This window comes from Saxibacter everestensis (assembly GCF_025787225.1).
Taxonomy (GTDB): domain Bacteria; phylum Actinomycetota; class Actinomycetes; order Actinomycetales; family Brevibacteriaceae; genus Saxibacter; species Saxibacter everestensis.
Genome location: NZ_CP090958.1, coordinates 3618657 through 3641422 on the forward strand (window position 1 = coordinate 3618657; position 22766 = coordinate 3641422).

Here is a 22766-nt window from a genome sequence, read left to right on the forward strand (position 1 = left end):
GTTTGCCACCCGCAGGCATCACGCCGGCGAATGAAACCCGGATATAACTCAGATCCGGATCGGCATGATCAGGTAGCGATACCCAATGTCATCCTCGCCTTCGGCTGCCTTCTGGCCTGAGATCACCACCGGTTTCATCGGGGTGGTGAAGGAGAACCGAACGAAGTCGGCGCCAAGGGCACCGAGTCCTTCGATGATGAAAGAGGGGTTGAATCCGACCGAGATATCCTCGCCGTGCAAGGTGGATTCCACCGCTTCCGAGGCCTGGGCATCATCGCCCGCCCCCGCTTCCAGAGTCAGATTTCCCTGCGAGAACTTGAACCGGATCGGCGTATTCCGCTCGGCTACCAGGGCCACCCGTCGAACCGCTTCGAGTAGCTGCGCTGTCGCAACGACGGCGAAGATCGGCACCGACTCAGGGAAGAGTGAGCGAACCTTCGGGTAGTCACCGTCGACCAGAAGCGATGTGGACTGGCGTCCGGCAGAGGAAAATCCGATCAGTTCCCGTCCACCGTTTTCGCTCAGTGCGACGGTGACGTCCCCGCCGAGTGTCTTCGCGACATCAGACAGCGTGCGTCCTCGGACCAAGGCGACGGCAGACAGATCGGGACGTGAAGGACGCCAGGTGAGTTCCCTAACCGCGAGCCGGTAGCGATCAGTTGCCAACAGCGTCATCTTTTCGCCCTCGATCTCAACCCGGACGCCGGTGAGAATCGGCAGCGTGTCATCCCGGCTGGTTGCCATGGTGACCTGGCTGACTGCTTCTGCGAACACGGCACTATCGACGATGCCGGATGCAGCGGGGAGTTCCGGCAGGGCGGGGTATTCATCGACCGGCATGGTCATCAGGGTGAAGTGGCTCGAACCACAAGTGACTTCGACCTTGCTGCCATTGGTTTCCAGCTCGACCGGAGCCGAAGGCAGGCTCTTGGAGATGTCGGCCAGCAACCGGCCAGAGACCAGGACTTTGCCTGCCTCACTGACTTCGGCAGCCAACTCGACCTTGGCAGAAACCTCGTAGTCGAAGCTTGCCAGTGTCACAGTTCCCTGCACGTCTGCCTCGAGCATGAGACCAGACAGCACTGGCATTGGGGGCCTCTGCGGCAAGGACCGTGCAGCCCAGGTAACAGCTTCTGCGAGCACATCACGGTCAACGCGCAGCTTCACGTTTTTCCTCTTCTCGGATTTCTTTGACTTTCAGGTTTGGGATGGCTGGTCTGGAGCCACACTACTTGCATGACTGTAGCCGTTGGGAAGCGCTAGATAAAAGTGTCTCACCGGCAGACTCTTGTAGTTCAGCCCACGCTCAATGCCGGGGGAGAGCAGCTCGGCGTAACTTGTGCGTTGTGAATAACAAATCTATAGCTAGGTCGTAGTTGTAATAGCACTTGTGGATTCTGTGGACGGAGCTTCAAGATCCGCATTCTCCCGGGGAAAAAACCGCTATCCAGCTGTGTTGATGAGGGCGTGGATGGTGGCAGGACACCGCGGTGGTGGCTGTGGATGACCACTGCTCCGCCCACAACCGTCCACCGGCTGTTAGCTCGCTGTCCATAGCGGGGAGCTATCTATCCAGAGGATACCCACAGAGTTATCCACACATGTGAACAGTTGGGTTTAGGCCTTATGTTGTTGTTTGATGCGGTTGGTTAATTCGGTGACTTGAGTAAAAATGGCCCTGCGTTCAGCCATCTGGTCCCTGATCTTCTTGTTCGCGTGCATCACCGTGGTGTGATCCCGGCCGCCGAATTCCTGGCCGATCTTCGGCAGGGACAAATCGGTGAGTTCACGGCAGAGGTACATCGCAATCTGCCGGGCGGTCGTAAGTGTCCTGGATCTTGACGCCCCGCAGAGGTCATCGAGGGTGAGGCTGAAATAGGCCGCGGTCTGCCCCATGATCGCGGTCGCGGTGATCTCAGGGGTGTTCTCATCCGAGATCAGGTCCTTGAGCACTATTTCTGCCAATGAAACGTCGACCTGTTGTCGGTTGAGGTTGGCGAAAGCGGTAACCCGGATCAAGGCGCCTTCGAGCTCCCGGATGTTCGAAGAGATCCGGCTGGCGATGTATTCGAGCACCTCCGGGGGAACGTCGAGACGCTCAGCGGCTGCCTTCTTACGGAGGATGGCGATCCGGGTTTCGAGGTCCGGCGGTTGCACGTCAGTGAGCAGACCCCATTCGAAGCGTGACCTGAGCCGCTCTTCGAACCCCTGCAGCTGCTTGGGTGGCAGATCCGAGGTGATGACGACCTGTTTCTCTTCGTTGTGCAACGCGTTGAAGGTGTGAAAGAACTCTTCGATGGTTGCGTCTTTGCCCTGTAGGAACTGGATATCGTCGATCATCAGAATGTCGACTTCCCGGTAGCGGCGCTGGAAGGCCGGCCGAAGGGCCGCAGACGTCTTGTTGTCACCGATGGTGTTGATGAAGTCGTTGACGAATTCTTCGGAGTTCACATACCGGACCCGGATGCCGGGATACAACGTCATTGCGTAGTGGCCGATCGCATGCAGCAGGTGTGTTTTACCGAGACCTGATTCTCCGTAGATGAAGAGCGGGTTGTACGCCTTGGCCGGCGCCTCCGCGACGGCGACAGCTGCCGCGTTCGCAAAGCGGTTGGATGCCCCGATAACGAATGTGTCGAAGGTGTACTTGTTGTTCAGCCGGGTGGGTGTCGCCGCAGGATCGGTGCTTTGGGTCGATTCCTGCCGGATCCTTGATGGCGGTAGCTGTACTTCGGACTGTTCCGGCCTGGTCGGCCTTGCCGGTTCTGGCTCAGATGCGGGCAACTCGTCTGCATCGAGGCCGGGTTCGACGGCGATGGCGAAAGAAACCGGAAAGCCGAGTTCCTCGGAGAATGCCGAACCGAGGTGGTCGCGGAGCTGGCGTTCCAGGGTCGACTTGGTGAGTTCGTTCTGAGCCAGCAGAACGACCATTTCCCGTCCGACCAGCCCGCGGGGTTTCGCGTTGGACAGGAATCCCTTTTGCTGGCGGGAAATACTGTCATCGGCAAGAAGCCGGGTGAGGACATTTGACCAGACCTTGGGCAGGTCGATCGATTCGTCGTCTGCTGGCATGTGGTTCACTCTCGGAAGTCGATGAGGTACGGGATCATGTCCACACAGTTTTCCACAGTTTGTGTATAACGCCAGTTCGATACAGGTCGGCTGGCTATCCACCTCTGTGGAAAGTTCTGTGGAGTGTGTAGGCTGGTTCGAAGAGCCGCGGAGTTTGCCCGGCGCTATTTGACCCGATACCTGTCCGCCCCGTACCGTTGTTAGGTCTGTGCGGATTGGTTTTTTCGCATGGACCGGTGCGGTCAGATGCCTGCTTGCGTAGAGATTCGTGGAGATTGTGGCGTGGTGATTGACTCGTACGACCAGCAGTATTACCGATGACCTCGGCCTCACGGCCAATCGAAAAAGCGGAGTTACACAGTGAGCAAGCGGACTTTCCAGCCCAACAATCGCCGTCGCGCCAAGACGCACGGCTTCCGTCTTCGGATGAGGACTCGCGCCGGCCGCGCCATCCTGGCCGCACGTCGTCGCAAGGGTCGCACCGAACTTTCTGCATAAGTTCGAAAGGTGCTCCCGCGAGAACACCGTTTGAGGCGCAGCCAGGACTTCTCACTTGTTTTCCGGAAGGGAAAGCGGTTTGGAGCCAAGCGCCTTGTCGTGCATCTGTATATCGACACCGAGACCCACGCCGAGCGCGTGGGCTTCGTTGTATCAAAGGCCGTTGGGAACGCCGTCGCCCGCAATCTCGTTAAACGTAGATTGCGGGCGATAGTAGCCAGACATCGTGATCAACTACCTGGAGGAGCAATGTTGGTTATCCGTGCCCTTCCGGGCGCTGCGGATGCGGCATTCGGTGATCTCGAGGTCGAGGTTCTCGGCGGCCTCAAGCGGTTCGGGCGGATCCAGTCGGAATCGGGAAGTTCGGCCAACGCAGAGGACCGGCAGTGATCAATCGACTGCTTCGGGCGCCGAGGTACCCTTTCGTCTGGTTGCTGATGGCATACCGCACGGTGATATCTCCGCTCTACGGCAACGTATGCCGGTACTACCCGTCCTGCTCGGCCTATGCGCTCGACGCGTTTGCCGTGCATGGAGTGTTTAAAGGATTTTTCATGACAGCGTGGCGTCTGCTGCGGTGCAATCCCTGGAGCAAGGGTGGCGTCGACCACGTCCACGGCTCCGAGGCAGAGCTGGTGTCCAGACGGATCGCGGCCGCATCCGGCGAACCAGGCTTACAGCCTGCCGATCCCGGAGAAATTCGGGCTTCGGCGATGTGCCGGAACGACCATAAGGACTCCAAGAGGATGTCCTTTTCACCCCTGACCGTTCGCCCGCCGTACGGCACTAGGAGTATTTGATGGAATGGCTCGACACAATTCTCTTCCCGATCAAGTGGGTAGTGGCATACATACTGTTCTTCTTCCACGAGGGACTGAAGTATGTTGGCATGGACGCCGCTTCCGGGTGGACCTGGTCGCTGTCCATCGTGGGTCTTGTGCTCGTAATCCGGATCGTGCTGATCCCGCTGTTCGTTCGCCAGATCAAGGCCCAGCGGGCTATGCAGCTCGTCCAGCCAGAGGTGCAGAAGCTGCAGGCCAAATACAAGGGAAAGACTGACTCCTTCTCCCGGCAGGCAATGGCTCAGGAGCAGATGGCGCTGTTCAAGAAACACGGCACAAGCCCCTTCTCGTCCTGTCTGCCGATCCTGGCCCAGATGCCGATCTTCTTCTCGTTGTTCCGGGTACTGCACACATTGCCCGATATCGCCACGGGCAAGCTGGATCCACTCGGCCCGATCACGGCTGATATCGCTGGACAAATTGAGAGCTCGACCATCTTCGGCGCTCAGCTGTCCGCAACCTTCCTGAGCAGCCCTGACCTCAACGTGAAGATCCTGACCGTCATCATGATCCTGCTGATGTCTGCATCGCAGTTCATCACGCAGAAGCAGATCATGGCGAAGAACATGTCTGAAGCCGCAATGAACAACCCGTTCATGAAGCAGCAGAAGATGATGCTCTACCTATTCCCGATCGTATTCGCGGTGGGTGGCGTCAACTTCCCGGTCGGTGTGCTCATCTACTGGCTGGTTTCAAACCTGTGGACCATGGGTCAGCAGTTCTACGTAATTCAGCGGATGCCATCGCCCGGTTCTCCCGCCGAGAAGGCACTTATGGAGCGCCGGGTGAAGAAGGGCAAGTCTCCGCTGCCGGGCATGAAAAAGCTCGAAGCCGATGACGAGCCTGAGCAGCCCCGGGGACAGCGTCAGCAGCCGGTGCGAAAAGATCGGGTAAAGCCGAAAACGGCGCCGACTACTCCGAACCAGAGCAGACCAAGCGCGGACAAGCCCGGTCAAAAGGCGCCTAACCAGAACAAAGCGCCGCAAAATAAGCCAAAAGGCAATCAGTCCAAGCCGACGAGCTCGCCCAAGAAGCAGAATAAGCCTCAGAAGGAGTCCCCATGACAGATTCAGCATTGGCAGAACCAGGCAAGCCCTCGGCAGCGGAGCTGGAACCAGACGTCGAACCAGACGCGGTGGATGGCGAGACGACTGCGGCGACTCTTGAGGAAGAGGGCGAGATCGCGGCTGATTACCTTGAGGAACTGCTCGACATTGCCGATATCGATGGCGATATCGATATTGATGTCGTCGGGGGCCGAGCCCAGGTAGCGATTGTGTCCGAAGAGCAGAACTCTGATCTTTCCCGGTTGGTCGGACGTTCGGGTGAAGTTGTCGACGCGTTGCAGGAGCTGACCCGGCTAACGGTGCAAACCACAACCGGAGAACGCAGCCGTCTGATGTTGGATGTCGCCGGCTTCCGGCAGGAGCAGAAGACTCAGCTGGAAACGATAGCGAACAAGGCGATTGCCGATGTCCAGGCGGGAGCCGAGTCGGTAGCCTGTCGGCCGATGAATGCCTTTGAACGAAAAGTAGTTCACGATGCGGTCGCCGATGCCGGGCTTCGGAGCGAATCAGATGGCCAGGGCGACAATCGACACGTCGTGGTCTACCCTGCCTGACGTGGACGCTGCAGAGCTCCAAGGTGAGCCGACAGTAGCCGGCGAAGTCTATCGTGATGCGATATCAACTGCGCGTGAGTATGCCAGTCATCTGTCGACCACCGGCGTCGAGTGGGGACTTATCGGTCCACGGGAGGTACCCCGGCTATGGGACCGGCACATTCTGAACTGCGCTGTTGTCGCAGACCTGGTCGATGCGGATGACACAGTAGTGGACGTGGGCTCGGGGGCCGGTCTGCCTGGGATTGCGATGGCGATCCGTAGGCCGGATACCGCATTCACCTTGGTAGAGCCACTCGCTCGACGGGTGCAGTGGCTGGAGATGGTTGTGGCCGATCTCGGCTTGCACAACGTCGAAGTCGTCCGTGCCCGATCGGAAGAGCTTGCAGGAACGCGACGATTCTCAGTCGCCACGGCACGTGCCGTCGCCGCCCTGTCCGGGCTGGTGCCATGGACGCTTCCGTTACTTGGCCCCCGCGGCCGGCTATTGGCGATCAAGGGTCAGGCTGCCGAAGAAGAGATTCGTAAGGCAGGACAGGCGTTACGGTCATTCGGCGCATCGGAGAAAAAGATTGTTACTGTTGGCGCGGGACTGCTTGAGGTACCCACTCGGGTGGTTGAGGTCATCGTCGGGCAGAATGGTGGCAAGGTTCCTGGTTCATTAAGAAAAGGGTGAAGGTGCGCGGTTCAGTTGGATGGCCCGGTGATCGGGCAGTTGTGAGTCCGGCCCCTCTTGGCTGGACCCGGCCTCGATCGGAAGCAGTGGCAGTCCCGGCAGAGACCGTTCATCCGGAAGATGTTTCACGTGAAACATCCGCGGCTGAAGTAGCTGCTTCGGTGAAGATGCCAGAGCGCGCGACCGTCCCGACGGGCAACTCACCGACCAGCTCCGCGGAACCGGCGGCAGCTACCGGCTCAACAAAAGCACGCGAAACTATGGCAGAAGCCGAACCGGCCAACTTCCCAGCACGGGATTTACACTCAATCGGAGAGAGCTCCTTGCCTGATCTAGATGAAACCACGCCGTTAGGTGCCGAAATCGCCCGGGACAACCGGAGACTGCGTCGGTTACAAGGCAGCAGCTTTCCGCGGCCGGTGAACACGAGGATCTTCACCGTTGCGAATCAAAAGGGTGGCGTCGGAAAGACCACAACGACCGTGAACATCGCTGCGGGACTGGCGAAGGCCGGATTGCGGGTACTGGTAATCGACATCGATCCCCAGGGGAACGCGTCCACTGCGCTTGGCGTCCCACATCACGCCGAGGTCGACAGCGTCTACGACGTGGTAATCAACGATTATGAACTAAAGGACGTCGTCCAGGATTGTCCGGATCTGTCGAACCTCCGCTGCGCCCCGGCGACCATCCACCTGGCTGGCGCCGAGATCGAGCTGGTTTCCCTGGTGGCCAGGGAACAGCGATTGGCGCGTGCGTTGAACCGCTACTTGCGAGAATGCGAAGAGCAGGATGAGCGTGTCGATTACGTTTTCATTGACTGCCCGCCTAGCCTGGGATTGCTTACGGTCAACGCGTTCGTTGCCGCCGGCGAAGTCCTTATTCCAATTCAGTGCGAGTACTACGCGTTGGAGGGCTTAAGCCAATTGCTGTCGAATATTGAATTGATTCAGAAGCACTTGAACCCGGAGCTCGCGGTATCGACGATCCTGCTGACCATGTTCGACGGGCGAACGAATCTCGCGTCGCAGGTCGCCGAGGACGTCAGGGAGCATTTTCCCGAGCAAGTGTTGAATGCCGCTATTCCGCGCTCGGTGCGCATCTCCGAGGCGCCCAGCTACGGGCAGACGGTGATCACCTACGATCAGGCATCCAGCGGCGCGCTGTCATATCTTGAAGCCGCAGAAGAGATCGCAGAAAGAGGCGCGAAGAGTGAGTGAAAAGAGAAAGGCCCTCGGGAAGGGCCTGGGCGCGCTGATTCCAGCTGGCGCTCCGAAGGACCGGCCGTCGGATATGTTCTTCGGCTCGTCGAATGGGGACGGAGCGAGTCGCAAGGCGGTCGCCGGATCGTCTAACGGGCATTCAGACGATGTTTCACGTGAAACATCGGACGCGGACCTGGTTGCAGTTCCCGGGGCCGAGTTCGCAGAGCTGAATGTCTCGGACATTGTCCCGAACCCGCGCCAGCCTCGGCAGGTGTTCGGGGAAGACGCGCTCAGTGAGTTGGTGCACTCGATCAAGGAGATCGGCGTGCTGCAGCCAATTGTGGTTCGGCCAAGTGCCGCCAGTGAGACAAAGTACGAACTGATTATGGGTGAGCGCCGATGGCGCGCCACGGTGGCGGCGGGGTTGGAGACGATCCCGGCGATAATCCGCGAGACCGACGACGAGAACCTGCTCCGTGATGCTCTGCTGGAGAACTTGCACCGCAGCGAGCTGAATCCCTTGGAAGAGGCAGCGGCATACCAGCAGTTACTGGATGACTTCGGTTGTACTCAGGCCGAGTTGTCCGAGCGGATCGGCCGTTCCAGGCCGCAGATCAGCAACACCCTGCGGCTCATGAAGCTGCCGCCACTGGTTCAGCGTCGAGTTGCGGCTGGTGTACTGTCCTCGGGCCATGCCCGTGCGCTGCTCGGTCTCGCCGATGGTGCGGCGATGGAGGTTCTGGCCCAGCGAATCGTCGCTGAGGGCCTATCCGTGAGGGCGACCGAGGAAGAAGTGCTGCTGGCGTCCAGAGAGGAACCGGCTCGGCGAAACAAACCCAGAGCTGGCACCCGTCATCCTGAGCTGGATGACCTGGCTGTGCGGCTCGGTGACCGGCTGGATACCAGGGTCCAGATCAGCCTTGGCGCGAAGAAGGGCAAGCTGAGTGTGGAGTTCGCCAGCATGGACGACCTGCATCGGATACTGGACGAGCTGAGCCTGCAGGCTGCGGCCAGCGCGGAGTAGGTATCCCGCCGTGATGCGGCTAACCCGAGGAGGGCCGGAATGCGTCTGCATTCTGGCCCTATCGCTTGCTCGGGTGCCGTGCGGTCCGGAGGTTCAGGAACGGACGCTAGTCGCCAGCACGGTGTCCACCAGCTGGCGATACACCGGAGCCAATACCTGAGTGGGAGACGAAGCAGGCTCGCTGTTTTGCAGAATTGCCCGCGGAAGGATGGAGGTCTCGGTCATTCCAGGGGCGGTGTCCGCCTCCAGGAACCAGGCCCGGCCGTCCGTATCCACGATGAAGTCGATTCGGGCGATATGGCGCAGATCCAGCGCCCGGAATGCAGCGAGTGCGGCTAACGCTACCGTGGACAATGTTTCACGTGAAACACGGGCCGGAATATGAAACCGGCTGGCCCCGGCAGTGTAGCGGGCATCGTAGTCATAAGAACCGCCGACTGCCTCGATCTCGACGGCCGGCAAGGTGGCCGGGCCGTCGCCGAGGTCAAGCACGCCGACCGAAATTTCGGTTCCTGACACGGCCGGTTCGATCAGGGCAGCTTCGCCGTAGCCAAAACAGGTAACCATTGCCGGTGTGAGCTCGAGATCGGACGTCACCAGGGTAAAACCCTGCGACGAACCTGCCATCACCGGCTTCACACTAAGTGGAAGCGGCATTGCCGACGTCAAGGCTCCAAGGATCGCCGTCGCACCGAGCTCTCGGAAGCTGCTCTTCGGCAGCACAACATCGGGCAGTACAGCGACCCCGGCAGCCTCGACCGCATTCTTGGCCAAGCTCTTATTCCAACTCAGCGCGGCTGATCTAGGTTTTGAACCGATGTAAGGCAAACGCAGTAGATTGAGCAGATCAGCGATAGTACCGTCTTCACCCATTACGCCGTGCAGGGTTGGCCAGACCAGGTCGGGTTTCGAGTCGCGAAGGTGTTCGAGCATACCGGTCTCCACGTCGATCGTCTCGACGTGCGCACCGGTGTGCCGAAGGGCGTCGGCAATCCGGCGGCCGGAGCGCTGCGAGACTTCCCGTTCATGGGACGATCCCCCGGCGATGATCACGACATGCGGTTCAGCAGGCATGGTGCCCTTTCGGTTAGGCAGTCGATCAACCGGCAATAATCGGGACTTCGCCCGTGAAGGTGGTTAGCATCTCCTGCTCGGCGTCAATCACTGTTGCCAGGCGGCGTACCCCTTCCCGAATCCGATCCGGAGTAGGTCCACTGTACGCCAGCCGCAGGTGGCCGGAGCCCCTGCCATCCGCGAAGAATCCGGTGCCCGGTGTATAGGCCACTCGCTCAGAAACAGCTCGGGGCAGCATGAGCTTGGAGTTCATCCCGGTCGGCAGTGTCATCCAGACAAAGAACCCTCCAGCTGGCCGCGTCCACCTTGCCTGCGGTACGAAGTCTGCAAGGGCCTGCAATAGTGCGTCGCGCCGTTCACGATACAGTTCGCGGAACACCTTTATCTGGCCGTCCCAGTCGTTGTTTGCCAGGTAGGTTGAGACCACGAGCTGGTTGAACATGCTGGGACTGAGAACTGTTGATTCACTGGCTGAAACCAGCTTCTCGCGGATCGCGGGGGGAGCGGCAGCCCAACCGACTCGGAGGCCCGAGGCAAGGGTCTTCGAGAATGAGCCGAGATAGATTACGCCGTCTTCGTCGTGCGAGCGTAGCGCCGGCAACGGCTCCGAGTCGAACGAAATCAGCCCGTACGGATTGTCTTCGATAACCAGCAGCTTATGTCGGCGGGCTATTTCGAGAATCTGAATCCGGCGTGGCCCGCTCAGTGTGACACCCGAAGGATTCTGAAAGTTCGGAATCAGGTAGAGCAGTTTTGGCCGCCGTCGCTCAACGGCCAATCGGCGCAGAGTTTCTTCCAGCTGCTCGGGAATGAGGCCGTCGTCGTCCATCTCGACATGCACTACATCCGCTTGGTAAGAGGTGAAGGTGCCGAGGGCGCCAACGTAGCTCGGCCCTTCTGCGACGACGACATCTCCCGGATCGAGAAAGACCTTGCTGACCAGGTCGAGCGCCTGCTGGGATCCGGTGGTCACGACGAGATCGTCGGGATGGGCGACTATGCCTTCGCGCTCCATCACCAGCGAAATTTGTTCCCGCAGTTCCTCGGTCCCTTGCCCGGTGCCGTACTGCAGCGCTTCCGCGCCACGCTCCCGGACGAGCCGAGCGCACAGTTCGGCAATATCGTCGAGTGGCAGGGCGCTCACATAGGGAGATCCACCCCCCAGGTTGACTACATCCGGTCGGGAGGCAACGCTGAACAACGCGCGTACCTCCGATGACACCAAACCGACTGCGCGTGCCGCGTATGAGCCAGCCCAGGGATCAAGCTGAGTGCCGTCATTTGGTGCCACCGATCCAACCTCCTATGGGAATACCCCAGAACACAACATATCGACCGTAACATGCCAAAAGGTTGAAAGTCGCAACCAGCCGCGAAAACTAGGACGTATTAAAGGTATGGAATGACGACCAAACCCTTTGTGCGGGCCTAAAAACAAGGCGCGGCAGCTCCCGGGTTGGGGTGTGATTCGCATCGGTAATGTGTGCAATTGGCCGCGAACGACAGCGTTCAACCAGTCGGCGACGACCCTCCGGGGATAGCGGCGCGTTGCGATGCACAGATGGGCTCACGGGTTTCATTGACGCCCACAACGCGCGCGTGCCACCAGAGGATTAAGGGGACCACCACAAGCTCAAGGACCATGCTGGCAACGAACACCGGGTTGGGCCATCCCACGACGAAGACCGAGAGGAGCCGGGCCAATCCGCCGATGAAAGCTAGGGCGAGCATCGTCCGCGTCACATCCCTTCGTTCACGGAGGCGGAATATCGACCACCACAAGGCAGCGCCGGCTCCGAGCCAGAACACGTTGACGAAGCGGTACTCGCTGTCCACGCTGGAAGACGTCGACGAGCCACCCGGTGCCAACGCTGGGCCGAGAATGATCCCGTACAGCCCCGAGCAGACCGCGACCGCGCCGAGCACCGCAAGGACGATGATTAGCGCACGCTGCTGCATGATGTTCCGTTTCTTGCCATGTCTTATGAGAGTGATTACTCTCTCACTTTATGGGAACAAGACGAGACACGCTAGTCGCTGCCGCCATGCACCTGTTCGCTGAGCGCGGCTATGACGGCACGTCGGTGGCGGACATCCAGATCGCCGCCGGGCTGACCGGTGGATCGGGTGCCCTCTACAAGCACTTCACCAGCAAGGACGCCGTACTCGAAGCCGGGGTTGACGCCTATCTCGAATCCCTGGCCGAGAACAGCAGCACAACTGTCCGCGAGCTACCGCCCGATCTCAGAGAGGCTTTGCAGGTCATCGCATCGAGCGTGATCGAATCGATGACCGCGGACAAGGCAATCCTTCGCGTGTTCCTTCGCGACCTCGGTCACCACCCAGACCTCGTGGAGCGACTCTGGAATGGTGTGTTATCGAACGTCTACACGGAGATGGCCGACTGGATCAGGGGCCAGGTGGCAGGCGGAGTGTCCAGCGTGTCGGATCCGGATGCTGTCGCGACGGTACTGATCAGTGCTCTGACCCAGTGGCCTATCCTCTACGCCCTCATCGAGAAGACCCCAGGCAATTTCGAGCGTTCGGCATTCGTCTCGGCGTGGGTGGACACCGCCATCCGCGTCCTTCAGACACCGTCCGTGCACTGACCGTCTTCCGGCTGCGCACTCGCGACCGTGAACAACCTTCTGAGCAGCAACATCTAGTCGGCCTGCGGGTCTACCGCTTCTTGCCGCCGATGCCGGGCACAGAGTCCACAGGTTAGAGTGCAGTGATGAGCGGCGAAGCGCACGGCAGAGGGATGCGGCGACCCATGCTGTTCGCCACTGGCCTACTGGTGACGGCGGCAGGCCTGGCCGTTCACCTGCTCGGATCCGGTACCGCGGCAGGTTTGGTCGCCGATGGGTTGTACGCCGTCCTGGTCTATCTGATTCTGGCCTTCGCCTGGCCACGGGCCGCGATTCTTCGGGTCGGGTCGGTCGCCCTTCTGGCCTGTGTGCTGATCGAACTGGCTCAGCTCTCCCTCCTGCCCGCAGCGCTTGCCTCGTGGTGGGCACCGTTTCGGCTTGTGCTTGGCACGACATTTTCAGCTGTCGATCTCGTGGCCTATGCGGGTGGAGTACTGGCGGCCCTGGGCGGCGACGCTGGAGCGGCACGGCTGGCAAGGCGTCGCAGCGGCAAAGCGGACGAACAACAGCTCATCGCCCACTGAGGCTACTTACGCCGGGTGTAGGCAAGCACCTCATCGACGCGGAGCGTCCCGGTGGGGCGATCATCATCTTCGGGTAGGTACAGCCGCTGGATGGCAGCGAGAACGGCTTCGGCAACGGTGTCGCGGAAGGCAGGGTCGGCAAGCCGACGCGCGTCGCCTGGATTGGAGAGGTAGCCGACCGCCAGCTGGACCGCCGGCATCGGAACCCTGCGCAGCACATCCCAGGACCGGGCGTGCGAGCGGCAGTCGAGCAGATCGGTGCGGGCGATCACTTCGCGCTGGATCAGCCCGGCCAGCGAGGCGCCGATCGGTGAAGCATCCGCGGCGTCGTTGTCCTTGCCGTAGTAGAACGTGGCGAAGCCGTTCGGCTCGGCACTCGGACTCGCATCGCAGCGGATGGAGAGGTAGATGTCTGCGACGACGTCTTCGGATAACGCCGCGGACATCGCACTCGCATCGGTAGTGGCAATTGCGGCGGCGCCGACGGCAGAGAGTCGACCCTCCAACCGACGGGCGACGTCGGCGGCAACGTTGGATTCCAGCAGTCCGTTGCCTGCGCTCGGCTTTTCGCCGCCGGACTCGATGACGATCACTTTGCCGGCCAGCGAAGAGCCGGCACTCACCACGCGTTCGGCCTCGTGCATCGCGAATGGATTTCCGCCGGTAACTGCACGCCCCAGCTTCGAGATTCCGCGAAGCGTGGCCGGCCCGCAGACGCCGTCCGCCGTAAGTCCCAGCCCACGTTGCAGCTCGCGCAAGGCAGCTTCCGTTTCCACGCCGAGCATTCCGTCCACCTGCCCGGTGAACACGCCGAGGTCACGGAGTCGCTTTTGCAGGGATACCACGTCATCCCCTTGCAGGATGCGAACCGGATCGAAGCGCAGAATCCGGTCGCCAAGCGCCCAGTGTGCGCTGTCCAACGCGCGTACCGTTTGCGGCCCGATCACGCCGTCGACGAGCAGCCCCCGGTCCTGCTGGAAGGCGCGCACGGCCGCGTCGACGTGATCATCGAACAGCTCTGGGTTGTCGACATCGGCCGGGGAAAGGTGCGATATCTGCGACCCGGAACGAATCAGCTGCTCGCGAATCGAGGGCAGCGCCGAACTGCGGTCTCCGCGCCGCAGGATGAGTGCGATGGGACGTTCGGCGTTGGTGCGCATTGGATCGGTCTTTCCACGGAAGTTCGGCCATCACCGCCGGGCAGAGCCGGCCCAGGCGAGGACTAAGCGATGAACTCGGTGAGTTCGGACAACAGGGCTGGCTTCGGTCGCGCGCCGATGATCGTCTTGACCACCTCGCCCTTGTTGAAGACGTACAGCGCCGGGATCGACGTGATTCCGTACTTGGCGGCGGTCTGCATGTTCTCGTCCGTGTTGACCTTGACGACATGCAGCTTCTCGGCGTTCTCGACACCGATTTCATCGACCACGGGGCTGACCTGGCGGCAGGGGCCGCACCATGGTGCCCAGAAGTCGACCAGGACGGGCTTGTCGGACTGCAGAACCTCGGCGTCGAAGGTGCTGTCGGTAACTTCCTGAGACATAATCGCTTTCCTTACTTTTGGTGGAGTTATCTTGTCTAGTCGTAACCCGGCTGAGGCTAGACGAGCGAAGCCAGGTAGTGTTCCGCGTCGAGTGCGGCGACGCATCCCGAACCCGCGGCCGTGACGGCCTGCCGGTAAACCGGGTCGATGACGTCGCCGGCAGCGAAAACGCCGGGCAGCCCGGTCTTCGAGCTGCGACCCTCGACGGAAAGATAGCCGTCGTCGCGCAGCGTGAGCTGATCCGCGAATATCGAAACTCGGGGATCGGAACCAATTGCCACAAACATTCCGGTAGCGTCCAGCGTGGACAGCTCGCCGGTCAGCGTGTTGCGTACTCCGAGGCCCTCGACCTTCGACTGACCATGGATCTCGGCGACTTCGTGGTCGAACAGGAACTCGATCTTTTCATCGGCGAAGGCACGATCCTGCATGACCTTCGAGGCGCGCAGTTCGCTCCGGCGGTGAATCACCGTGACCTTGGAAGCGAACTTGGTCAGGAACGTTGCCTCTTCAAGGGCGGAGTCGCCGCCGCCCACCACGACGATGTTCTGGTCGCGGAAGAAGAAGCCGTCGCAGGTGGCGCACCAGCTGACGCCGTGGCCGGAAAGCTCCTTTTCACGAGGCAGTCCGAGTTCGCGGTACGCCGAGCCGGTCGAGAGGATAACGGAACGGGCACGCACGGTGGTGCCGAGCGCGGTGGTGATCGTCTTGACCGAGTCATCGAGGGTCAACTCGCTGACGTCGTCATAGATCACCTCGGCGCCGAACTTCTCCGCCTGTTCGCGCATGTTTTCCATCAGGTCGGGGCCCATAATGCCCTTAGGGAAACCGGGGAAGTTCTCGACATCGGTGGTGTTCATCAACTCGCCACCGGCGGTCACCGAGCCGGCGATGACCAGTGGCTTGAGGTTGGCACGCGCGGTGTAGATCGCGGCCGTGTATCCCGCAGGGCCGGATCCGACGATGACCACGTCGTGAATGATGGCGCTGGCATCTGTTGCGTTGTCGGTCACTAAACTTCCTTAGGTTTGTGCTCTTGCGCTGATCGGTGTCGGCGTAAGCTGCCTTGTAATACTCTCAACTGTGCTGGTGCGTTTTGTGTTCCCGGCCGGTGCGCTAAACGGCAAGACTGTGAGCAATCTGACGTCGGTGTCAGCCCACGCCGATCGGCTCGACTTCGGAGATCTCGGCGCTGTAGCCGCCCTCTGACTTGCCTAGCTTTGTGATCCACACAATCAGGTGCTCGGTTTCGATCGGCTCGTCGAATTCAATCTCGACGGTGCCATCCTTGAACTTACCCTTGCCGACGACCTCCGATCCCTTGTATTCGCCGTCATCCGAGGCCCGGATCTCGAAGGATCCGCTCTTGGTATTGGATTTCAGCTTGACCGCGCTGACCTTGGTCTTCTCCTCAAGGGACAGAGACAGGCCCAGGCCCTTCTTGAGACCGCCGAACTCCGCCGAGCTGTACGTCTCGGTGCTCCAGGCCCCCTTCTTATCCAGCAGCACGCTCTTGGCCCGTTCCTCGTACTCCTTGCCGTCGCCACCGGGGTCGATCGAGGTTGCCTTCTTGAACACGGGCGAGGTCTTCTCCGGCTCGGCCTTGTCTTCGTCAGGCTCCTTCGTTTCAGCGGGTTTCGCCGTCGGTGATGCTGTCGGTGACTGCGCCGTCGGTTCCTCGTCCCCGCCGATGGAGGAGAGGTTGATCAACGCGATGACGACACCGACTATCACGAGCGCGCCAACAACCAGGGCACCGATCCTGGAGGGAGCGAGGCGTCTCGGCTTACCGCCCTCGCTCATTGCGGCGGAACTCGGTTTCCCGGGAACTCCATCGCCGGAGCCGACTGACCGCGCGCCGACAGCGGGGAGCACCGAGGTGGTCTCTTCCGGTCCCAATCCTGCGGTGAGCGCTGCTTTTGCCGCGGCGGCCCGTGCCGGGTTGCCCGATTTCACCGCACGCTTGATCGGGTTGGTATCAGGACTGACCGGCTGGCCGTTCTTCGCGCCCTTACCCTTTGCCGGTGCCACCGGAGGCGCAACTGGCTGAGCGGGAGTCTTGCCGCGTGCTTGAGATCCGGCCGGCCTTGCGGCGGACGGTGCAGCTGTCTTTGCGGCATTAGTCGCGGCCGACGGTGCAGCCGATTTGGATTGCGGCCTGGCGGGACGAGGGGTGACAGCGGGGGCCGGGGCGTCAGGTGGAACGCCGCTGTCGTCCTCGGCCTGGTAGAAACCACCGGGTTCGGTCGAGTGGTAGCTCGGGCCGGAGGCTAGCGGGAAGCGGGACGGCGACCGCATGGCGAGGGCATCATCCAGGTCCTCGGCATCGGCGCCCTGATCGGCGGCAATACCGGCTGCTAGCCCCTTGGCGCCGGGCCGCGAGGTGAAGCCGGATACCCGATCCCCGGTTTTACTCGCCGCGTTCCGGATGATCGCGCTGATCTGCGCCGGAGTTTGTTTGGGCGGCGGCTCGGCCAGACCCGCAGCCTCAGCCTTGGCTGCCTCCTCAGCGGCGACGTACAGGCCAGGAATCTCCTCGATCGGGTTCGGCCTGAACGGGACGCCGGCGGCGGCGATGCCCTTTGAGAAGACGGCTTCCAGCTCATCGTTCTGCCAAGGCCCCAGATAACTGGCTACCTCGGCCGGCGTACGCGGACCGTCCTCGACACGGCCGAAAACGGCGGCGGCAAGACTGTCGATGTCATTCGGGATGCCTGGGGTCACATCACCTGGCGGGGCGATGGCGTCCCCTTGCACCGGAGCCGCTTCGAGGCCGTCGATGCCTTGTTCGGCGGGCCAGTAGCCGGTACACGCGGCATAGAGCAGTGAGACCAGGCTCAGCGCGTCCTGCTGCCTGGCAGGGGCGCCTTCCAGCGCGTCGCCATCGGCCGCGGCGGTATCGATGCCGATGCCCCGCACGTACACCCGGCCCTTGTCGTCGATATCGACATTGGACGGCCGGAGCCGGCCATGGTGCAGGCCCCGGGATGAGGAACTTGCCAGCGTTTCGGCGACCTCGCCGACGAGGGCGCGTGCCTGCTCCGGCCTGAGCGGGCCGTGGGACAGGATGTCGGAAAGTGGCCGGCCACCGGTTTCCTCAACCACGACATAGGTCAGCTCACCTTCCGACCCGACATCGAGGATGCGAGGGCTACGTGGCTCGCTCAGCAAAGCGACTCGCCTGGCGGCGTCCAGAATGTCTGCGCTTTGTGCTGCCTCTGCGGTGTAAAGGCGTACCGGACGGTCCAGAATGCCGTCGATGGCGGTGGAAACGTTGCCGCGGGCCGGGTCCTCACTGATCCAGGGATGTTCGATTTCGGAGATGACGTAACGCCCACCAATAATCGAGCCCCGTGTGATGCCAGCCAGGGCAATCACCTCCATAGTTTTATTTTGCTGCCGGTCACTGTCTTGAATAACGCAGGTACAACGCTTCTAGCCTAACGAACTTGACGGCCGCGACGGCCCACAACAGCTGCGAGTACGTCACGGACTTCGCTGACCCGGAAGACGTGGCAGAAAACGAAGTACACGATTGCCATCACGGTTCCGACGATGAGGACTGTGACGAACGATCCCGCCCGCCCGCTCCAGGAGAATTCGGCGAGCGGCCAGAGGGAGAGGACGCCGGCTGCCGACGACAAGACCGCAGCGAAGGCCAGTTTGACGTGGGCGGAGAGAATTCGGTCGCCGTCGATGGAGCCCAGCCGGCGGCGCAGCTGTCCGGCGGCAAGCACCGCGCCAATCGTATTGGCGAGGCTCATCGCCAGCCCGATGCCGACGACGATCCATTGCTTAGGCAGTGTTGCCGAGGCCAGCACACCGGCAGCGGTCAGCACGACGACCGGGATTTGTACCAGGAAAGGCGTCCGGGCGTCTTCGAAGGCATAGAAGACCCGTTGGATCAGATAGTTGGCGCTAAACGGCACGAGTCCCAGGACCATGGCGACGATGACCATCCCGATGGACGCGCCCTGTTCCCTGGTGCCGCCGGCGAGGATCAGCCCCACCTGCCCGGCGAGCACCAGGAGCGCCGCCGTGGCAAAGACGTTGACCACGGCCACCGTTCGCAGTCCGGCCGAAAAATTCCGCCGGACCGCGTCGAGGTCCCCGCTCGCCGCGTCGTGGCTCATCGGCGTGAACAGCGCCGTCGCGATGGACACCGCCGCCAGGGAATGCGGGAGCATGAATACCAGGAAACCCAGGGTGTACGCCGCATTGGACGCCGAGGACTCGCCGGATTGGGATGTCGCCGACGACGCGACCTGAGAGGTGACGATGAAGCCGATCTGGCCGATGAGCACGGCGGCGAACGTCCACCCCGCAACCTTTGATGCTCTGCTCAGACCGACGCCGCGGAAGCCGAATCTCGGCATGAAACGGAACCCGGAGCGCATCAGCGGCCAGATCAGGATCAGGGCCTGCGCCACGACGCCGAGGGTCGCGGTGCCGGCGATCAGCGAGATCTTTCCGTCGTCCCAGCTGCCAACCGGGTGCTGGCCCTGGTCACCGCGGCCGAACAGCGCGATGAAGGCGACAAGGCCGGCGATCGACACGATGTTGTTGATCACCGGTGCCCACATGTATGGACCGAAGGAGCCCTTGGCGTTGAGCACCTGCCCGAGCAGCGTGTACAAGCCGTAGAAGAAGACCTGCGGAATGCACCAGTAGGCGAATGCGGTGGCCAGCGCAATTTGATCCTGGCTCCAGCCGGAGCTTGCGTAGACCCTGACCATGAGCCCGGAGAGCGCGGTCAGAATCAATGTGACTATGAGCAGGCCGGAAATCGAAAGGGTAAGCAGCCGGTCGGTGTAGTTCTTGCCGCCATCAGACTGTTTGGACGCCCGGACGATCTGCGGTACCAGTACGGCATTGAGCACGCCACCGGCGATCAGCATGTAGATGTTGTTCGGGATCTTGTTAGCGACATCGAAGGCGTCCGCCGAGCCGCCGATCGTCGAGCCGATGGCGGCGGCGAGAACGATCGCCTTAACGAAGCCGAGTATTCGCGACACCAGGGTGCCTGCGGTCATGATCAGTGATGAGCGGCCGAAACTTGCTGTCTTACCACTCACTCGTTGTCCTTGCGTTCTGCGATGATCTTCAGTTCTGCCGTGTCGAGCCGTTTCTCGGACTCGGCGACCGCGGCCGCGAGCTGGGTTTCGGGAACCTTGCGCCGTCCGCCCATAACCGTCTTCGTGATGCCGGCGATCAAAACGATGGCGAGCAAACCGCCGACGATTGCGGTGCCGATGTTCTCCCAGTCGGCGCGCACCCGCACAGTCTGTTCCGCCGGCCCGGCCACCACCTTCCCGGTTTGCGACAGAACCGAGATCCAGACCTTGACATCACCGTTCGCCACTCCGCGCACCGGAACAGTGACCCTGGCCGAACCGCCCGGCTGGATCGCCATCGTCTGGGATGTCCCGCCCCGTAACTGGCCGGTCTGGGCCTCCAGCGCCACCTTGATGTTCGCTTCGCGATCGGAACCGTTCTCCACCTGAATTGGAATCTCGGTCTTGTCTCCGGTGATCAGGGTGACTGTGCTGCCCGTGACCGCCCGGATACTGCCAGCTGCCTTCGCTGTCGCGGTCGAGAACTCTGTCACCTTGGCCGGCCACTCCGGATTGCCGACCCAGTGTGTCGCACTGAATCCCAGCAGCCGGCGCCTGAATTCGGTGTCCGCGGCGACCGGATCATCGAGCGCGGAGTTGTAGTTGCTGACTTCGTCCCGGATCTCGGACAGGTCATTCAGGGTGGATACCGGCAGCGATTTGCCGTCGGCCGAACTGTCGTAGCTTCCGCTGACCTCCGCGTTGAGATCTGTCAGGTCGTCGATGCCTTGCGTCTCGATCCATGGCGCATCCTCAAGCGTGGTGACAAGCTGCCGGATCACCGCCGGATCGGCGGAGAATCCACGAGGAGCCGCCATCAGCACGCTGCGCGAATCTGATGTTCTTTCGTTGGAGATGGCCGCGGTTTCGGCGGCAATCCGGGAAATCTGCTGGGCGGGGGTCACGGGTGACTGGTGTTGAGCGGAGTCGCCCCTGGGTGCGTCTGGGTCAAGCTGGCCGAGCAGGTCGGACAGTGTCGTGTCGGTGATCAACGAGTCGATGTTCCGGCCCGGAATGTCTATCGAGGCACGACCGGTAGGAGTGAAACTCTCTGGGGACTGCTGCTGCTCATCGCTGACGATCACATTCTGATATCCGGCCTTTCTCAGGGATACCAGGGTCTCGGTGTCGGCGGTGCCCGGCGACGGCCACGCCACGTCGCTCCTGATGCCCGGGAAGACATCCTTGAGGCTGTCGCCTTCGTTTGCGGCCGGTTTGAGAATGTCCGCGAGTCGGCTGTGCGAGAGCGCGCGCAGGTCGGGGTCCGCCCAGGGCGTGGCAATCAATGATCGGTTCTTGCTCTGTTCGAGAAACGTCGTATACCAGCGGCGTAGCTGGGGCAGGTCTTCGACGGCGGATTCGCCGGCTGCCTGCTCGGAGGCTTCGGCCGAGGGACTTTGCGGTGCCTCGCCATCCTCGGTTTGGCCGGCCTGCTCTGCCTCGGCGAGCCGTTGCTGGATCGAGCGAATCAGCTGCGGATCAATCGACCAGGTGACATCTGAGGCTCCGGTGCCATCGAGGAGATTCTGCAGCGGGCCGTCCGGGCCGGCGGCCGCCTCGAGGCTGTCGGCACTCAGCAGGCCGTCCGATTCGACTTCTGTAGGCCCGGCAACCGGAAGGAGTGTGGTGATCTTGCTGGGCACAAGATTCGGATCCGGGTACCAGGTGGTGAATCCCGGGGCGTAGCTGCGCAACCCCTGATCCGAACCGGGATCGCCACTCAGCTGCACGGCAATGCCTCTCGGCCCCCAGCTGGAATCCGGGTTGAAGGTAGGGAGTCCGAGCTTGTCGGCGTCAATGCTGAACCGGAAGTCGTGCGTTGAGTGGGCCTTGATCTTGTCAGGAACCTCAGGCGTCCCCTTTTCCGGCTTCTTCTCATCCTTCTCAGGCTTGGGATGCGATGAGGCGATGATCGAACCGGCCGAGCCTTCGGCAGCCCAGTCGGCCAACTGGTCCCGGCTGCGCAGCAGATCCTTCTTCATCAACAGGCGTAGGCGCGGCTTGTCCAGGTCACTGTCGCTGTTGTTGACGATCCGGCCGGAAACCTCCAGCTTCGTGTCCGGATTGATTCCGGCACTGACCGAACCGAGTTCGAGGTAGCTCGTGGCCGGTTTGGTGGCGGTGGGTTGCGCGGCGGTGTTGTTGGTCTGGGTGGCCGGGGTAGTCGCGGTTCTGGTCGGCGCGGTTGTCCCGGCCTGGGCAGAGGAAAGGGCGGGAACGCCAGCGAAAGTGAGCGCACTGCCGATGATCAGCAGCAGGAACATCCGGACCATCCGCTGCGGGCGCGTTGGGTTCACTGAAGTCCTGCCAGCTGGGATTTTGCCGCCAGCACCATCCGGCGCTCGTTGGCGAAGGACAGTCGCGCGGGGAGCTCGTCCATCGGGATCCAGGCGACATCGATCGCTTCCGCGTCGGGGTCATTCTCTATCGTCAGCCGGCCACCGGTGGCGCGCAGCAGATAATGGTGCACCACTTTATGGATCCGGAAGCCCGCCACCGAGAACCAGTAGTCAACGCTCCCAAGGTTGCCGACGATGTCTCCGGTGATCCCGGTCTCTTCGGCGATTTCGCGCACCGCCGCCTCGGCAGCTGACTCCTTGCCTTCCAGGTGGCCCTTGGGCAGACACCACTCGATCCGGCCGGCCCGATTGAAGCGCGCGATCACCGCGACGGTGTGCTGCGGCGAGCTGAAGTCTACGACTATGCCACCGGCGGAGGTTTCCTCCACGGTTGGTACGCGGGAACGTTGCGGTCCCGGCTTCGGCAATGGGGCAGACATTCTTTTACTGTAAACGGCTTGCCTGAGTGAATGCAGGATCGAAGTACCGTGGCGATGCATTTGTAGTAACTTGGCCGCCCCCAACAGGGGCATTACGGTAGATGCAGACAGGTTCCGCCCTGGGTAGCAGCCGCCCAAGGCTGCGA

21 protein-coding genes and 1 pseudogene are annotated in these 22766 nt (G+C 61.6%); 10 read left to right on the forward strand and 12 right to left on the reverse strand.

Annotation, left to right across the window (positions count from 1 at the left end; translation table 11 throughout):
- Positions 1 to 48: 48 nt before the first annotated feature.
- On the reverse strand, positions 49 to 1167 hold the full coding sequence (dnaN, locus tag LWF01_RS17090) for a DNA polymerase III subunit beta (RefSeq protein ID WP_349638573.1): 1119 nt from the start codon (positions 1165 to 1167) through the stop codon (positions 49 to 51).
- Positions 1168 to 1617: 450 nt separating this feature from the next.
- Entirely contained in the window at positions 1618 to 3072 is a 1455-nt protein-coding gene (gene dnaA / locus LWF01_RS17095; RefSeq protein ID WP_349638574.1) for a chromosomal replication initiator protein DnaA, read from the reverse strand.
- 360 nt (positions 3073 to 3432) lie between these two features.
- Between dnaA and rpmH the strand changes: the two genes are divergently transcribed.
- The 8 genes from rpmH to LWF01_RS17135 all read left to right on the forward strand — a co-directional run bounded on the left by rpmH (position 3433) and on the right by LWF01_RS17135 (position 8938).
- Entirely contained in the window at positions 3433 to 3570 is a 138-nt protein-coding gene (rpmH, locus tag LWF01_RS17100) for a 50S ribosomal protein L34 (RefSeq protein WP_034225701.1), read from the forward strand.
- A 9-nt stretch (positions 3571 to 3579) separates the two neighbouring features.
- Positions 3580 to 3960 (forward strand): ribonuclease P protein component, encoded by a 381-nt coding sequence (rnpA, locus tag LWF01_RS17105; protein ID WP_349638575.1) that lies wholly within the window; start codon positions 3580 to 3582, stop codon positions 3958 to 3960.
- A complete protein-coding gene (yidD, locus tag LWF01_RS17110) occupies positions 3957 to 4370 on the forward strand; it encodes a membrane protein insertion efficiency factor YidD (RefSeq protein ID WP_349638576.1) in 414 nt (137 codons plus the stop codon). Before rnpA ends, yidD begins: the two co-directional genes overlap by 4 nt.
- Positions 4370 to 5476, forward strand: a complete 1107-nt coding sequence (gene yidC, locus LWF01_RS17115; RefSeq protein WP_432761974.1) for a membrane protein insertase YidC — start codon at positions 4370 to 4372, stop codon at positions 5474 to 5476. Before yidD ends, yidC begins: the two co-directional genes overlap by 1 nt.
- Positions 5473 to 6033, forward strand: a complete 561-nt coding sequence (locus tag LWF01_RS17120) for a Jag family protein (RefSeq protein WP_349638577.1) — start codon at positions 5473 to 5475, stop codon at positions 6031 to 6033. The genes yidC and LWF01_RS17120 overlap by 4 nt, the downstream gene beginning before the upstream one ends.
- 1 nt (position 6034) lies before the next feature.
- Positions 6035 to 6709: a 16S rRNA (guanine(527)-N(7))-methyltransferase RsmG gene (gene rsmG, locus LWF01_RS17125; protein WP_349638578.1), complete on the forward strand. Its 675-nt coding sequence runs from the start codon at positions 6035 to 6037 to the stop codon at positions 6707 to 6709.
- A 323-nt stretch (positions 6710 to 7032) separates the two neighbouring features.
- Complete coding sequence (locus LWF01_RS17130) at positions 7033 to 7929, forward strand: ParA family protein (protein WP_349638579.1); 897 nt, start codon at positions 7033 to 7035, stop codon at positions 7927 to 7929.
- Complete coding sequence (locus LWF01_RS17135; RefSeq protein WP_349638580.1) at positions 7922 to 8938, forward strand: ParB/RepB/Spo0J family partition protein; 1017 nt, start codon at positions 7922 to 7924, stop codon at positions 8936 to 8938. Before LWF01_RS17130 ends, LWF01_RS17135 begins: the two co-directional genes overlap by 8 nt.
- A 93-nt stretch (positions 8939 to 9031) precedes the next feature.
- On the opposite strand, the gene LWF01_RS17140 is transcribed toward LWF01_RS17135, so the two are convergent.
- From LWF01_RS17140 to LWF01_RS17150, 3 genes and pseudogenes are all read right to left on the reverse strand, one after another.
- Positions 9032 to 10012: a D-alanine--D-alanine ligase family protein gene (locus LWF01_RS17140; RefSeq protein ID WP_349638581.1), complete on the reverse strand. Its 981-nt coding sequence runs from the start codon at positions 10010 to 10012 to the stop codon at positions 9032 to 9034.
- 25 nt (positions 10013 to 10037) lie between these two features.
- On the reverse strand, positions 10038 to 11303 hold the full coding sequence (locus LWF01_RS17145) for an aminotransferase-like domain-containing protein (RefSeq protein ID WP_349638582.1): 1266 nt from the start codon (positions 11301 to 11303) through the stop codon (positions 10038 to 10040).
- 368 nt (positions 11304 to 11671) lie between these two features.
- Positions 11672 to 11971: pseudogene (locus LWF01_RS17150) on the reverse strand (DUF4345 domain-containing protein); the annotation flags it as partial.
- Positions 11972 to 12021: 50 nt separating this feature from the next.
- On the opposite strand from LWF01_RS17150, the gene LWF01_RS17155 reads away from it, so the two are divergent.
- Together LWF01_RS17155 and LWF01_RS17160 are read left to right on the forward strand one after the other, a co-directional pair.
- On the forward strand, positions 12022 to 12621 hold the full coding sequence (locus LWF01_RS17155) for a TetR/AcrR family transcriptional regulator (RefSeq protein WP_349638584.1): 600 nt from the start codon (positions 12022 to 12024) through the stop codon (positions 12619 to 12621).
- Positions 12622 to 12746: 125 nt separating this feature from the next.
- The gene (locus LWF01_RS17160) at positions 12747 to 13184 is read left to right on the forward strand and encodes a ribosomal maturation YjgA family protein (RefSeq protein WP_349638585.1); all 438 of its coding nucleotides are present in this window, start codon (positions 12747 to 12749) and stop codon (positions 13182 to 13184) included.
- A 2-nt stretch (positions 13185 to 13186) separates the two neighbouring features.
- Here the strand turns inward: LWF01_RS17160 and LWF01_RS17165 are convergent, their stop codons facing one another.
- From LWF01_RS17165 to LWF01_RS17195, 7 genes are all read right to left on the reverse strand, one after another.
- On the reverse strand, positions 13187 to 14344 hold the full coding sequence (locus LWF01_RS17165; RefSeq protein ID WP_349638586.1) for an N-acetylmuramoyl-L-alanine amidase: 1158 nt from the start codon (positions 14342 to 14344) through the stop codon (positions 13187 to 13189).
- A gap of 62 nt (positions 14345 to 14406) precedes the next feature.
- Positions 14407 to 14727 (reverse strand): thioredoxin, encoded by a 321-nt coding sequence (gene trxA / locus LWF01_RS17170; RefSeq protein WP_349638587.1) that lies wholly within the window; start codon positions 14725 to 14727, stop codon positions 14407 to 14409.
- Positions 14728 to 14783: 56 nt separating this feature from the next.
- Positions 14784 to 15740 carry a thioredoxin-disulfide reductase gene (gene trxB, locus LWF01_RS17175; RefSeq protein ID WP_349638588.1) on the reverse strand — a complete coding sequence of 319 codons (957 nt, stop codon included), beginning with the start codon at positions 15738 to 15740 and terminating at the stop codon, positions 14784 to 14786.
- A 139-nt stretch (positions 15741 to 15879) separates the two neighbouring features.
- On the reverse strand, positions 15880 to 18111 hold the full coding sequence (locus tag LWF01_RS17180; RefSeq protein ID WP_349638589.1) for a protein kinase family protein: 2232 nt from the start codon (positions 18109 to 18111) through the stop codon (positions 15880 to 15882).
- 56 nt (positions 18112 to 18167) lie between these two features.
- The gene (murJ, locus tag LWF01_RS17185; RefSeq protein ID WP_349638590.1) at positions 18168 to 19802 is read right to left on the reverse strand and encodes a murein biosynthesis integral membrane protein MurJ; all 1635 of its coding nucleotides are present in this window, start codon (positions 19800 to 19802) and stop codon (positions 18168 to 18170) included.
- Entirely contained in the window at positions 19799 to 22138 is a 2340-nt protein-coding gene (locus LWF01_RS17190) for a DUF6049 family protein (RefSeq protein WP_349638591.1), read from the reverse strand. Before LWF01_RS17190 ends, murJ begins: the two co-directional genes overlap by 4 nt.
- Positions 22135 to 22620 (reverse strand): NUDIX hydrolase, encoded by a 486-nt coding sequence (locus tag LWF01_RS17195; RefSeq protein ID WP_349638592.1) that lies wholly within the window; start codon positions 22618 to 22620, stop codon positions 22135 to 22137. The genes LWF01_RS17190 and LWF01_RS17195 overlap by 4 nt, the downstream gene beginning before the upstream one ends.
- Positions 22621 to 22766: the final 146 nt, after the last annotated feature.